This window comes from Ruminiclostridium josui JCM 17888, from assembly GCF_000526495.1.
Classification (GTDB): domain Bacteria; phylum Bacillota; class Clostridia; order Acetivibrionales; family DSM-1351; genus Ruminiclostridium; species Ruminiclostridium josui.
The window spans coordinates 220,917-235,358 of sequence record NZ_JAGE01000001.1 but is presented as its reverse complement, the minus strand read 5'-3'; the positions used below and the strand labels follow the sequence as shown (position 1 = coordinate 235,358).

13 protein-coding genes, 2 pseudogenes and 1 other annotated feature are annotated in these 14,442 nt (G+C 35.6%); of the genes and pseudogenes, 12 read left to right on the top strand and 3 right to left on the bottom strand.

Annotated features, from left to right (window positions below; all coding sequences use genetic code 11):
• Positions 1-12: 12 nt before the first annotated feature.
• Positions 13-360 (top strand): hypothetical protein, encoded by a 348-nt coding sequence (locus K412_RS0101135; RefSeq protein ID WP_024831398.1) that lies wholly within the window; start codon positions 13-15, stop codon positions 358-360.
• 70 nt (positions 361-430) lie between these two features.
• Here K412_RS0101135 and aroF read toward each other — a convergent pair whose 3' ends face one another.
• The 3 genes from aroF to K412_RS0101120 form a co-directional block, all read right to left on the bottom strand.
• Complete coding sequence (aroF, locus tag K412_RS0101130; RefSeq protein WP_024831397.1) at positions 431-1,444, bottom strand: 3-deoxy-7-phosphoheptulonate synthase; 1,014 nt, start codon at positions 1,442-1,444, stop codon at positions 431-433.
• A gap of 99 nt (positions 1,445-1,543) precedes the next feature.
• Positions 1,544-1,799, bottom strand: a binding site (T-box leader).
• Positions 1,800-1,871: 72 nt separating this feature from the next.
• The gene (locus K412_RS0101125) at positions 1,872-2,618 is read right to left on the bottom strand and encodes a type 1 glutamine amidotransferase (protein ID WP_024831396.1); all 747 of its coding nucleotides are present in this window, start codon (positions 2,616-2,618) and stop codon (positions 1,872-1,874) included.
• Between the two features lie 2 nt (positions 2,619-2,620).
• On the bottom strand, positions 2,621-4,024 hold the full coding sequence (locus K412_RS0101120) for a Mur ligase family protein (protein ID WP_024831395.1): 1,404 nt from the start codon (positions 4,022-4,024) through the stop codon (positions 2,621-2,623).
• Between the two features lie 171 nt (positions 4,025-4,195).
• On the opposite strand from K412_RS0101120, the pseudogene murA reads away from it, so the two are divergent.
• From murA to K412_RS0101065, 11 genes and pseudogenes are all read left to right on the top strand, one after another.
• Positions 4,196-5,128, top strand: a pseudogene (gene murA, locus K412_RS20265) (UDP-N-acetylglucosamine 1-carboxyvinyltransferase); the annotation flags it as partial.
• Between the two features lie 5 nt (positions 5,129-5,133).
• Positions 5,134-5,973 (top strand): cell division protein FtsQ/DivIB, encoded by an 840-nt coding sequence (locus K412_RS0101110; RefSeq protein WP_024831394.1) that lies wholly within the window; start codon positions 5,134-5,136, stop codon positions 5,971-5,973.
• A 35-nt stretch (positions 5,974-6,008) separates the two neighbouring features.
• A pseudogene (locus K412_RS20260) lies at positions 6,009-6,378 on the top strand (small basic family protein).
• 47 nt (positions 6,379-6,425) lie between these two features.
• Complete coding sequence (gene ftsA, locus K412_RS0101100; RefSeq protein ID WP_024831393.1) at positions 6,426-7,670, top strand: cell division protein FtsA; 1,245 nt, start codon at positions 6,426-6,428, stop codon at positions 7,668-7,670.
• Positions 7,671-7,823: 153 nt separating this feature from the next.
• Positions 7,824-8,966 (top strand): cell division protein FtsZ, encoded by a 1,143-nt coding sequence (gene ftsZ / locus K412_RS0101095; RefSeq protein WP_024831392.1) that lies wholly within the window; start codon positions 7,824-7,826, stop codon positions 8,964-8,966.
• 242 nt (positions 8,967-9,208) lie between these two features.
• On the top strand, positions 9,209-10,108 hold the full coding sequence (spoIIGA, locus tag K412_RS0101090; RefSeq protein ID WP_024831391.1) for a sigma-E processing peptidase SpoIIGA: 900 nt from the start codon (positions 9,209-9,211) through the stop codon (positions 10,106-10,108).
• A 39-nt stretch (positions 10,109-10,147) separates the two neighbouring features.
• Positions 10,148-10,879, top strand: a complete 732-nt coding sequence (gene sigE / locus K412_RS0101085; protein ID WP_024831390.1) for an RNA polymerase sporulation sigma factor SigE — start codon at positions 10,148-10,150, stop codon at positions 10,877-10,879.
• 137 nt (positions 10,880-11,016) lie between these two features.
• Complete coding sequence (sigG, locus tag K412_RS0101080) at positions 11,017-11,790, top strand: RNA polymerase sporulation sigma factor SigG (RefSeq protein ID WP_024831389.1); 774 nt, start codon at positions 11,017-11,019, stop codon at positions 11,788-11,790.
• A 95-nt stretch (positions 11,791-11,885) separates the two neighbouring features.
• Positions 11,886-12,155 carry a YlmC/YmxH family sporulation protein gene (locus K412_RS0101075; protein WP_024831388.1) on the top strand — a complete coding sequence of 90 codons (270 nt, stop codon included), beginning with the start codon at positions 11,886-11,888 and terminating at the stop codon, positions 12,153-12,155.
• 90 nt (positions 12,156-12,245) lie between these two features.
• Positions 12,246-12,698 carry a transcriptional regulator NrdR gene (gene nrdR, locus K412_RS0101070; RefSeq protein ID WP_024831387.1) on the top strand — a complete coding sequence of 151 codons (453 nt, stop codon included), beginning with the start codon at positions 12,246-12,248 and terminating at the stop codon, positions 12,696-12,698.
• A gap of 212 nt (positions 12,699-12,910) precedes the next feature.
• On the top strand, positions 12,911-14,440 hold the full coding sequence (locus K412_RS0101065) for a YifB family Mg chelatase-like AAA ATPase (protein ID WP_024831386.1): 1,530 nt from the start codon (positions 12,911-12,913) through the stop codon (positions 14,438-14,440).
• Positions 14,441-14,442: the final 2 nt, after the last annotated feature.

The following is a 14,442-nucleotide window of genomic DNA, read 5'->3' as shown; positions in this document are numbered from 1 at the left end:
GGTGCAAGGGTTATGAGTTCACTTCTATTTGAAAGAGATTTGCTATATCCTACACAAAATGTTGTTGATCCCGGAATACTTCATGTAAAGCTGTTAAGTCCTACAAACTCCAGAATACCTGTTATTATTGAGTCAAAATCAATGCATTCCGCGGTTGATAATATAAAAACTATAGTTGATATTTTACAAAAAGAGATATTCGACAGAATAAACATAAAAATTTTTGAAAACACGTTGATGTACTTGAAACTAAATGAATTGGATAAGCTAAATTGCGGTGGCGTTGACTGTATACAGGTTATTTTTAAAGAGGACAATGATTTTACTTATGAACCAGCTGACTTAGAATACATAATATAGATAATATAAAAATACAATAAATGAAAAGGAAAGCTCTGATTTTAACAGTAGCTTTCCTTTTTTGGTAGGATTAAATTGATCTTTGTACTGCCTGTGCTACCAATTTCAATTCCTCCATAAGGCTTTTAAATCTCATAGGCCTTAGAGACTGAGGACCGTCACATAAAGCACATGGTGGATTGGGGTGAACCTCAATAATAAGACCATCTGCGCCTGTAGCAATTGCTCCCTTTGCTAGGGCTGGGACATATTTCCAGTTACCTGTAGCATGACTTGGATCAACTACAACAGGAAGATGAGAAACATCTTTTATTGCTGGTATTGCACTCAAATCGAGGGTATTTCTAGTCATTGTTTCAAAAGTACGTATACCCCTTTCACAAAGAATAACGTCATGATTACCCTCAGCTATTATATATTCAGCAGCCATAAGCCATTCTTCAATAGTTGCAGACAGCCCTCTTTTTAATAGTACAGGCTTACGGGTCATGCCTACTTCACTTAATAACCTGAAGTTCTGCATGTTTCTTGCACCTATTTGAAAAATATCTGTATATTTGTTTACAAGTTCTACATCTCTAGTGTCAACAACCTCAGTAACAATTTTAAGTCCGGTGGCTTCACGACCTGCAACCATTATTTTAAGGCCATCTTCTTCAAGTCCTTGGAATGCATATGGAGAACTTCTGGGCTTAAAAGCACCGCCCCTTAAGATTTTAGCTCCACTTTCCTTTACACTGATTGCAGTATCAACAAAGTCTTTCTCGTTTTCAATAGCGCATGGCCCGGCCATTACAACAATCTCTTCGCCGCCTATTTTTACTCCACCCACATCTATAACTGTCGGTGTATGCTGAAGTTCATTACCTGCAAGTTTATACGGTTTCATAATAGGTACAAGGGTTTCTACACCTTGCATCTGGGATATAGAGTGAATATTAAGAAGTCTTTTATCACCGATTGCCCCAATTACTGTTTTTATATCTCCGTGAATGGGATGGGTTTTAAAACCCAAATCAAGCAGCCTGCTTTCAACGTTTTCAATGTCCTTTGCTGTTGCACTTTGCTTCATTACAATAATCATAACTTAACCCTCCACAAATAAAATTTTTAATACAAAAGTCTCAAGTAAACTAGTTAGCATTTAGGGTTTTAGTAAATAAAAAAGCCCTCATCCCTATAAACAAGGGACGAAGACTTATAGCCTACGCGGTACCACCCAAATTGGTAAAAAACCCACTCAATCATGTACGGGAAAAGAAAATAAATTTTCCGATACACTTCTTCCTGTAACGGGAAAGACCCGGTATGACCTACATAAAAGGTTCAGCCAACTGTTCATGGGAGAACTTCGAAAATACTATCCTGCAATGCTTCCACCAAATCATTGCTCGCTTTGAAGACTCATATAGTTTACTTTTCCCACTCATCACATTTACTTACAAGTATTGTATTAAAATTATAGTAACATGCAATTTAATCAAAAGTCAATAATTTTTTATAGGTTAAAACTATTTTAATATCCTTTGAATCATGGTAAATCTTGCGGCATTCTCAAAAGCATCTTCCAACTGATTGAGGCCATCAAATTTATCATACTTTTGCTTTAAGGCTAAAGATATCAGATGGTCCGCCAGAAGGGGATTTTTTGGCAGTAGACTTCCATGGGAGTATGAGCAATAAACGTTTTTATAGACAGCGCCTTCAAATCCATCCGTACCATTATTACCATTGCCGAAAAGGACTTTACCCAAAGGACGAACACTTTCCCCCAGATAGGTACGCCCAGAATGATTCTCAAATCCAACGATTTTGAGAGGTGAGCCATTATCTGAAATTAGTTCACTTTCAAATACAATATTTCCTATCATTCTTTCCTTGCTGCCTATTGTCCATAAATCAATTGCTCCGAGGTATTCCAACTCTTTTCCGTCCCAGGTCTTATAGTATTTTCCCATAAGCTGATATCCTCCGCAGATACATAGGAATACCTTGCTGCCTTCTACTGCATTTTTAATTTCCGTACCTTTTTGGGTCAGCACATCCTTTTGGATAATCTCTTGCTCGTAATCCTGACCGCCTCCGAGAAAAACAATATCATACTCTTCAGAATCAAAACTGTCTCCGATAGTGACATTGGTTACTGATACATCTATGTTGCGCCACTGAGCACGCCTTTTTAGAGCAAGTATGTTTCCCATGTCTCCGTAGGTGTTTAAAAGATCAGGGTATAAGTGACAAATTTTTAATTGATACATATCTATTTCCAGAACTCCTTTAAGTTAAACTTTTTCTTTAAAATGCCTCTGATATCTAACATAGCTGTGTAAGTAGGCAGAATATAAAAGCATCCGCCGTCAGCAACAGCTTTTAGTCCTTCATCAATAACCCTGTGATAGTCTTTTATAATTCTGATTTTCTTTGTATCTAGGCCGCTGTATTTAAGACGTACAGCCATATCTTCACCGCGTATACCCGAGGTTATTAGATTGACGATTCTGTCACTTGCAGTATTCAAGTGCTCAAAATCAACATCCCACAGCCAGGAAATGTCTGTTCCATCAGCCAACTTGTCATTGATAAGAAAGGCTATATTAAGTGGTTGACTGTCAAGAGTCAGGAAGTTAAGCACCTGATTAAACCCTGTAGGATTTTTCACAAGGATTAATTTTATTGATTTATCTCCAACATTAATGGTTTCCATTCTGCCGAAGCCGCATTCAAAGGATTCCATAGACTTCTGCACCGTTTCATGACTGTATGCAAGTGAGAGTCCACATGTTGCGGCAGCCATTGCATTATATACATTATAGAGACCGGGAAGATTAATCCGGGTTGTATGTTCTGCCTCGTCAGCGGATAATGCCTTTGAACACTTCCACTTGATAGTTGTATAACTGCTGCCGGCTTCTTGAATACCAATACATTCAAGGTCTGCCGCAGGTCTTGAATATCCGCATTCCGGGCAATAGAATCCGCCTAAATGACCGTATACATGGTTTTTGTACTGGTATTTTCCTTTACAGAAAATACAGAACATGGCATCAGTATTGATATTTTCAGAATTCTGTTGACTGGCAGCTTCTCCAAAACCATAATAAAATACAGGCTTCTCAGTTTCATGCCCAAGTGATGCACACATTGAATCATCGGCATTGAGTATAAGGGTAGTTTTTTCATCCAGCCTGTCCAATCCCGATTTAACAGCATTCAGTGTAGAATAGAGTTCTCCGTATCTATCCAACTGGTCTCGGAAAAAGTTGGTAACTACTACAGACTTTGGTTGAAGATGCTTTGTAACTTGATTAAATGCTGCCTCGTCACTTTCAATGAGAGCTGTCTTGTGCTTAGGCTTTCCCAAAGGAGAAACTGCTTGTATAAAAGTAGTAGTTATACCACTTAATAAATTTGCACCAGATTTGTTGGTTATGTAATCAACATTATTGTTTTTAAGAATTTCTTCAATAATTCTGGAAGTAGTTGTCTTACCGTTAGTTCCTGTAACCATGATTACCTCAAAGTCTTTTGCTATTGACTTTAGAATATCAGGATATAATTTGAAGGCAACTTTTCCTGGTAAGGTGGTACCGCCTTTTTTTAATATTCTGAGTATTCTTATGGTTAATTTTGATAATATTATTGTAAATATTTTCCTAAAGTTCATATATTCTCCTAAGTAATTTTATAAGCCAAAATTTAATAACTTTTAGTAAACATTATATCATCTTGAGTTTGCATTTAAATATACTATTTTGATTTTTAACAAATTTCTTAAGTTTTATATCGCATTGATGGGTAATATTACATTATGGTATAATTATTAAAACATAGTGCCAACAAAGTAACACAGTCAGGTGGTTGTGAATTAGGCCCAAGACCTATAGATTTACATTTGAAAGCATTGAGAAGCCTTGGTGCAAAAATAGATGATAGCGGCGGTTACATATTATGTGAATCAGACGGACTCAAGGGATGCGACATTTACCTTGATTATCCTAGTGTAGGTGCAACTGAAAATACCATGATAGCTGCTGTATATGCACAGGGGGAGACTATTATCAGAAATGCAGCGAAAGAGCCTGAGATAGTAGATTTGCAGAACTTTCTGCAAAAAATCGGTGCAAAGGTAACCGGAGCAGGGTCAAGTGTAATACGAATTAAAGGACTTGAGAAAAAACCAAACAATGTTGAGCATACTGTAATTCCAGATAGAATAATTACTGGTACATATATGGTTGCAGCTGCTATTACAGGCGGAAACGTAACAATAAAGAACATTATTCCGGAACACATTATATCTATTGCTTCGGTTTTAAGGGATATAGGTTGTCAAATTTCTATAAAAAGGAATGATATTCAGGTAAACTCTGGAGCAAGGTTAGATGCAATTGAAGTAGTACGGACGCTGCCTTACCCTGGATTCCCAACGGATATGCAGGCACAGCTGATGGCATTGCTTTCAATATGTAAAGGTACCAGCATTGTAATAGAGACAATATTTGAAAGCAGGTACAAACATGTTGACGAACTCTTAAAGATGGGTGCAAATATCAGAATTGACAGTCGTGTGGCTGTTATAAAAGGGGTTGAAGGTCTTAACGGTGCGCAGGTTGCCGCAAGAGATTTACGCGGAGGTGCGGCTTTAATTCTTGCTGGGTTAGCAGCAAAAGGGGAAACTATAGTTTCAGGCCTTGAGCATATTGACAGAGGCTACTACAAAATAGAAGATAAACTGTCTTCTTTAGGTGCAAAAATTATAAGGGTATAAAGCAAATGAATAATAGTCAAAAGAAAAATTTAAAAACTACAAAAGATAAAAAGAAAAAAAAATACAGATTTAGAATAAGAAGGCTAAAAAAGTTATTAACATTTGTTTTGATTGTGACGGCAGTTGTTTTATTTGCCCGTTCTTCACTTTTTATTGTAGATAACATAAAGGTTACTGGAAATAAAAAATACCAGGCAAATGAAATAATTCTGCGTTCAGGTCTTGTTACAGGTCAGAATGTGTTTAAAATGCTTGGAGAGAAACCAAAGAATCTGCTTACTCTAAAATTTGGAGACAAGGAAAAAGCAGTTTCAATGTCTATGCCGTATATTAGCTCTATCAGTATAAGACCTTCCTTACCCAAGTCAATAAAAATAAAGGTGACGGAGAGAACGCCTTTTTGCATATTTGATAACAAAGGGACAAGCCTGTTGATTGATAAACAGGGCTATGCGTTGGAAGTTCTTACAAATCAAAACGAAATAAAGAAATATTTCAAAATAATAGGTAATTCGTTGGATAGCTTTAAACTTGGACAAGAGTTAAAATTTAAGAATAAAGATACACTAAATGACTTAATGAATTTTTGTAATGCACTTACTAAAAGTGATAAGGATTCTAAAATGAAACTGTACCAAAAGCTGACAGCAGTTAATTTGTCAGACCCTGGTGCAGTAACAGCTGTATTTGAAAACAGAGTTACCGTGAAGTTTGGTGACATGGATGATTTGGATTACAAAATAGGTTTCTTCAGACAGTTATTTGTTAATAATATTACTGCCAAGCAAAAGGGAACATTGGATTTCACAACAGGAAACCATCCATTCTTTGCTCCGGCTGAATAATTAAAATACATACACTGCGGCTCATGGAGGTTAATATGATACCGATATTAGGATTAATTCTGGGAATAATTGCAGGAATGCTTATACCAATAACAATACCATCAGAGTATTTTACATATGTAGCGGTTGCCATACTTGCTGCATTAGACTCTGTTTTTGGCGGAATAGTTGCCTCAATAAACAAAAAATTTGAGATGAGAATATTCCTTATCAGGATTTTTTGGTAATGCGTTACTTGCTGCCGGTCTTGCTTATATCGGGGACAAACTGGGTATACAAATTTACTTTGCAGCCATTTTTGCCTTCGGTAACAGACTTTTCTTAAACTTTGCTTTAATTAGAAGATATCTATTGAATAAAGTGTTTAAAAAAGATAATATAGTAAAAGAGGATATTTTAGATTAAAATGTTGCTTAAAGTACTAAAGATACACTTTTTAGGGGGTCAGTTCGGTGTCGAATATCATTGTAGGAATTGACATAGGTACTTCCAAAGTAAGTACGGTAATTGGAAAAATTAATAGCATGGGCGAGGTAGAGGTCTTAGGTAAAGGAACTGATCCTTGTACTGGAGTTAAAAAAGGAATCATTATAGATATTGAGGCGGTTTCGTCATCTATCAGAAATTCTGTAAAAATGGCTGAAGCTCAGGCAGAAATCAAAGTTGTAACTGCATACGTAAATATATCAGGACTTCATGTGGATATTAAAAATCACAAGAATTTTACTGTTGTTGTCAGCGATAATAAAGAAATTTCAAGAAACGATGTAGAAAAACTTCTTTACTCTGCAGGTACTATAGATATACCTGAAGGCAGTGAGATAATTGATGTTGTTCCCAGACAATACATAGTAGACGGTTATGACGGTATAACCGACCCTGTAGGTATGAAGGGAACAAAGCTTGAGGGAGATTTTGATGTAGTCATAGGAAAGGTAATATCAATACAGAATATTGTAAGAAGTATGGAAAAAGCAGGTCTAAAAGTTGATGGCATAATACCAGAAGGGTTTTCTGCAGGAGAATGCATTTTAGCTCCAGATGAAAAGGAAATGGGAGTTGTGCTTATTGATGTTGGAGGAGGTTCAACAGAGATAAGCGTTTTCAAAAATGAGATGCTGGTTATGAATAAGTGTATTCCTGTTGGAGGAGATCATATAACAAATGACTTATCTATAGCTCTTAAGATTACATATTCCGAAGCAGAAAAGATAAAGAGACAGCTTCAACTGGCTTCCACAACTCTTATTAAGTTTGATCAGGATATAACCGTAAACGATATCAGTGAGAGCTTTAAAAAGAATATTAAGGTTTCAGATATTATAGAAGTAATTGAAGCAAGAGTTTATGAGATATTTAGCATTTGCTCTGATCTGATTTCAAAAAACTGTCCCGGAAATTACGGTGCAGGAGTGGTACTTTCCGGTAACGGTATAGCTGCATTGGATGGAGCGGTACAGATTGCAAATGAACTATTTAATACGCCTGTACGGGTAGCATCGCCAAAAGTTAGAAGTTTATCTAGTCTGCAATATTGTACTGCTGCAGGTATAGTCAGTTATATAGGAAAACAGGAAAGAGAAGCAAGTACCACAAGTTCTATCAGTAAAAAAACTGATTTAAAGCCTGTAAAAAAAGCTAAGCAAAGTTCATTTGTAAAAAAGGCTTTAAATGCATTAAAAGAATTTTTTTATTAGGTAATAAAATCAAAACTTGCCTAATTTGTTTTTATAATATATAGTATTGTTATGTGTTTTTCTACGTTATATATGCAATAAGACAATTTATTCCGTTGAATTTAATAGATATACACATCCAGTTTTATTACAAATGCTAAAGGGGGATTTAAATTGCTAGATTTCGAGATTGACATGGACCATTTTGCCCAAATTAAAGTTGTTGGCTGCGGCGGCGGTGGTAACAATGCCGTTAACAGGATGATAGCAGCCGGATTAAGAGGCGTGGATTTTATAGCGATTAATACTGATAAGCAGGCATTATTTTTATCAAAAGCCAATACAAAGATTCAGATAGGTGATAAGCTTACTAAGGGCCTTGGTGCTGGAGCAAATCCTGAAATAGGAGAAAAAGCAGCTAATGAGAGCAGAGATGAGATTGCTCAAGCCATAAAGGGTGCCGACATGGTTTTTGTTACTGCCGGTATGGGCGGTGGAACTGGGACTGGTGCAGCTCCTGTTGTAGCTCAGCTTGCAAGAGAAATGGGTATTCTTACTGTAGCAGTTGTTACAAAACCTTTTATGTTTGAAAGCAGAACCCGTATGCAGCACGCTGAAAGAGGTATAGAAAACCTTAAAAATTCAGTTGATTCTTTGGTAACAATTCCAAATGATAGGCTCCTACAAGTTGTTGAGAAGAGAACAACAATGGTAGAGGCTTTTAAAATGGCTGATGATGTATTACGGCAGGGTGTACAGGGTATTTCTGATTTGATTGCAGTTCCCGGATTGGTAAATCTTGACTTTGCCGATGTAAAAACAATAATGCTTAGTTCAGGTTTGGCTCACATGGGTGTTGGAAGAGCATCCGGTGAAAGCAGGGCAGAAGATGCAGCAAAACAAGCAATTCAAAGTCCTCTGCTTGAAACATCAATTGAGGGAGCAAGGAGAGTTCTTGTAAATATTACAGGAGGACCTGATTTGGGACTGTTTGAAGTAAATACTGCTGCCGAACTGGTTCAGAAATCTGCTGACCCCGAAGCAAATATAATTTTTGGAGCTGTTATTGATGACAATCTCAAGGATGAACTTATGATAACAGTTATTGCAACTGGTTTTGAAACTAGTCCTATACTAAAGAAGACTGAGAAGCCTGCTGAAAAGGCAGTTAAAAATCCAGTGCAAGCAAATGCTTCAACACCTGTTGAAGGAGGAAGTTATGGTTCGACTTCCCAAGAGAAAAATTCTTCTGGTTCAATGTCTCTTGATAATGAACTTGATATACCCACTTTTCTTAGAAGAAACAGATTTAAATAATTACAATATAAATTCGATTAATTTATCGCATTTACAGCCCGTTGGAAGTTCCAACGGGCTTTTTGCATTTTCAGAGATTTTGAAAACCTATTTTGTCAAATGAAAATTCTTTTTCTACATTTCTTTTTGACAAACTTTTGTTAATTAACTATGTATAATGAACATAAAAACATAAAGGCTTGAATAATAATTTAATAGATATAATTTCCGTACAGGTCTTTTAGTAATTGTGAGGTATTAAAGTGGAAATTTATTTGGATGTTCTTATACTTGAAAATTTAGTTATTAACTATCTTATACTATATGTTACTGCAAAGTTTTCCAAATACAGAACTAGTACTTTGCGATTATTCTCTGGAGCAATAATAGGCGCCTTATATGTTGGCATAATAATTATTGAACCAGATATAAAGGTATTCTATACAACATTGGCAAAGATACTTTTATCATTTTTTATAATTGCTGTAACCTTTTCTCCCAGAAAGATTATGACATTTATTAAAACACTGGTAATTTTTTACATATCAACTTTTATATTTGCCGGTGCGGCCCTTGCTTTCTTGTTTTTTAACAATCAGGGAGGTTTTGTGAAAAACGGTATTGTTTATGTATTTGGACAATCAAAATGGAGTTTGATGTTTTTTTCACTTGTTACGGTGGGTATAATCATAAAAATATTTATGGAAGTAATTCAAAGTAAATTTACCAGAGAAAATCTACTAATACCTGTTAAGATTGCCTTTGATAACAGAAAGATAGGGTTTCCAGCTTTGGTGGATACAGGCAACTCGTTAAAGGATCCATTAACAAATAATCCTGTAATGGTTGTGGAGTTTAATGCTCTTGAAGAACTACTGCCCATAGAGATAAAGGATATATTTAAAAATTCAAAAGAAGATGATTTAAGCTGTGTAACTACAACAATTTCAACTTCGAAATGGTTTTCAAGATTCAGATTGATACCCTTTAGCTCACTGGGAAAGGAAAATGGAATGCTTATAGGGTTTAAACCTGATTTTATTGAAATTGGTGAGGAAGAAGAAAAAAGGGATGTAAAAAATGTGATTGTAGGTATATACAACAGGTCCCTGTCAAGGAATGAAAAGTACAAGGCACTGCTTGGCCCGGAACTGGTTGCGTAGGCTAAATTACTATATACATATTTGAAAGGGGACAGCTAAATGAATTTAGTATCCAGGTGTAAGATGTACTTACTAATTAAGTACGAAACGCTATTAAGGAAATTTAAGATTGGGAGCGTATTTCCAATACATTACATAGGAGGCAGTGAGGCCTTACCGCCTCCTCTTACCTTAGACGAGGAGACATACCTCCTTAATAAACTTGAGCAAAGTGATTATGGCGTTAAAAGTATTTTAATTGAGAGAAATCTCAGGCTAGTTGTTTATATTGCAAGAAAATTTGAAAACACGGGCGTAGGAGTAGAAGATTTGATTTCCATAGGTACTATAGGTTTGATAAAGGCTATAAATACCTTCAATCCTTCAAAAAACATTAAGCTTGCAACATATGCTTCAAGATGTATTGAAAATGAAATACTCATGTATTTGAGAAGAAATAACAGGGTTAAGGCAGAAATATCTATTGACGAACCTTTAAATATTGATTGGGATGGTAATGAACTATTACTGTCGGATATACTTGGAACTGATAATGATATGATTCATAGAAGTATTGAGGATGAGGTTGATAAGGAGCTTCTTGCTGCAGCTATGAAAAAATTATCAGTAAGGGAAAAGAAAATCATGGAACTCCGATTTGGTCTTTCAAACGGTGTTGAAAAAACCCAAAAAGAAGTAGCGGATATGTTGGGGATATCACAATCATATATTTCGAGACTTGAAAAAAGAATTATCAGCAGACTGAAAAAAGAGATTAGCAGGATGACCTAGAGAGAAGCCGTTGAGCCCGCAAAAGCAAGATTGTCAAGGGTTTCAAGAAAAATATTTTGAATGCTGATTCAGTATAAAATAGACCTTCATGGCAATAATGATATTGCACAGTTATTATTGCTCTGGAGGTTTTTTATATGCTTATCAATAAAGTTGAAATATGTGGTGTTAATACATCTAAACTTCCTGTTCTTACAAATGAACAGAAAAAAGTATTGTTTGAAAGAATGCATAATGGTGATAATTCTGCTAGAGATGAGTTTATAAAAGGAAATCTCAGGCTTGTTTTGAGCGTTATTCAGAGATTTAATAATAGAGGAGAATACGTAGATGATTTGTTTCAGGTAGGTTGTATAGGTTTAATAAAAGCTATAGATAATTTTGATGTAAGTCAAAATGTAAAGTTTTCAACTTATGCAGTCCCAATGATAATCGGTGAAATCAGAAGATATCTAAGAGATAATAACTCCATAAGAGTTAGCCGTTCTTTGCGAGATATTGCATATAAAGCATTACAGGCAAAGGAGAGACTAACTACAAAAAATTCAAAAGAGCCTACAATCGCAGAACTGGCTCAGGAACTTCAACTTCCCAAAGAGGATATTGTTTTTGCATTGGATGCGATTCAAGACCCCATATCGTTATTTGAGTCTGTTTACCATGACGGAGGAGATGCTATTTATGTAATGGATCAGGTCAGTGATGACAAAAATATTGACGAGAACTGGCTTGAAACAATTTCCTTGAAAGAAGCCATGCGAAAACTAAATGACAGGGAAAAACTGATTCTTAATCTCAGGTTTTTTGAAGGAAGAACTCAAATGGAAGTTGCAGATGAAATTGGAATTTCGCAGGCACAGGTATCAAGACTTGAAAAGACTGCATTAATGCATATGAAAAAATACATTTAATAAATATGAAGAGTTAAATATTTCATATCAAAAAAATTAGGACATATAATTATTAATATATGTCCTAATTTTTTTAAAATTGCGGAGGTCAATACATGAGAAGAGCAAGTAGTTTGAAGGATAAGGAAGTTATAAACGTTTCTGATGGTACACGTCTGGGAATGGTTTCAGATGTGGAAATAAACCTCAATGACGGAAGAATAGAGGGGATAGTAGTACCTATACCGGGTAAATGGTTTGGCATGTTTGGTATGTTTGGAAAGGACAATGAATACATAATTCCATGGGAAAATGTAATTAAGGTTGGTGACGAAATAATACTTGTTGAAACCAATGAAAATATTGTAAGAAAGTTTTTAGAATGATAGTTACTGTATGTATACAAATATTATCAAATAAGGTAAAATGGAATAAGCATAAAAACACTTGCTTTTACAACAGGAGGATATAAACAAATGAAGTGTCCATTTTGCGGTTTTATAGAAGATAAGGTTATTGATTCCAGACCCACAGATGAAGGCTCTGCTATCAGAAGAAGACGTGAATGTACAAAATGTAATAGAAGATTTACTACATATGAAAAGGTTGAAAGTCTACCTTTGATGGTAATTAAAAAGGATAAGTCAAGACAGCCTTTTGATAGAGATAAACTGATGAATGGACTCTTGAGAGCATGTGAGAAAAGGCCCGTCTCTATAAATGATTTGGAGAAAATGGTAGAAAGCATTGAATCACAACTGCATAACTCACTTCAAAGAGAAGTAACTACAGAAGATATAGGTGAAATGGTTATGGCAAAGCTTAAAACTATGGATGAAGTTGCTTATGTGAGATTTGCGTCTGTTTATAGGCAATTCAAGGATATAAATACTTTTATGGACGAGCTTAGAAAACTCCTTAGAGATTAAAATAAGGAATAGATTGTATAAAAATACAACCCATTCATTTTTGATGGATGGGTTTTTTTGACTTTATTATAGTTTTATGTTAAAATTTATTTGATAGAATGATATCATTTCTTGTAATTTTTAGTATTTTGTCTTTTTAAATTTCTTAAAGTTATATTCAAATTTGATTTACATCTAAATTTCAAAAAAATTATAATGAGAGGATCTTTTATATGGTCTCAAAAGTAAAAAGCTGTGCCCTTTTGGGTATTGACGGCTGTATTGTTGACGTTGAAACGGATATAAGCAATGGTATACCCAGTTTTGACGTAGTAGGACTTGGCGATATGGCTGTAAGAGAATCCAGGGAAAGAGTCAGAGCCGCTATTAAGAATAGCGGGATAGATTTTCCCGTAAGGAGGATAACAATAAATTTGGCTCCTGCAAGTCTGAGGAAGGGAGGAGCAATGTATGACGTTTCCATTGCAATAGGAATACTTGTAGCGTCGGGTATAATAAAAAATACCGATTTAACGTCATACATGTTTTTAGGAGAACTATCTCTGGATGGAAGTATAAAACCAGTGGATGGAATCATTTCAATGGTTTGCTGTGCAGCTGCAAATGACATAAAGAATGTAATTGTACCTGAATCAAATTCCGATGAAGCAGCAGTGTTCAAAAGTGTAAACATCTTACCTGTAAAAAATCTTGATGACATTATAAAACATCTCAATGGTGATAAAATTATCCCATCCTATCTTATAGATGTGGATAGTATATTTATGCATAATACAAAAGACAGCTTGGATTTTAGTGATGTAAAGGGACAAGCAAGTCTAAAGAGGGCAATGGAGGTAGCCGCATGTGGTTCCCATAATATGCTTATGATAGGTTCCCCTGGCAGCGGAAAAACTATGCTGGCAAAAAGGCTGCCATCAATACTGCCTGATATGACATTCGATGAAGCAGTTCAAATAACAAAAATACACAGTATTTCAGGTCTTTTGCCTAGAAATGCTTCTTTAGTTACCCACAGACCTTTTAGAAATCCCCATCACACTATATCAGCTGTAAGTCTTGTAGGAGGTGGGAAACAGTGCAAACCGGGAGAGGTTAGCCTTGCCCACTATGGAGTTCTCTTTTTGGACGAGTTTCCCGAATTTGAAAAAGATGCTATCGAGGTGCTTAGGCAACCTTTAGAGGATGGAGAGATAACCATATCTAGAGTCAACGGAAGTATAACATACCCTGCAAGAACAACTCTTATTTGTGCAGCTAACCCATGTAAATGCGGTTATTATCTGGAACAGTCAAATAAATGCAGTTGCACACCCAAAATGGTTCAACAATACCTTGGCAAACTAAGTCAGCCGTTGCTGGATAGGATTGATATACACGCAGAAATACATCCTGTCAGATACGATGAGTTAAATAATGAAGTCAAGGAAGAAACATCTGCCGTTATACGTGAAAGAGTAAATCGGGCAAGGAGGATTCAGAATGACAGATATAAGGGGCAAGGAATATATTCAAATTCTGAATTAACGCCAGCACTAATCAGAAAATACTGTGAACTTGATAGAAGTACGACAAGCCTTCTTAAGATGGCATTTGAAAGACTTGGGCTGAGTGCTCGTACTTATGACAGAATTTTAAAAGTAGCAAGAACTATTGCAGATATGGATGCAAGTGAGAAAATAAATTCTGAACATATTGCCGAAGCTATACAATATCGCAGTATGGACAGAATAAAACTATAAGG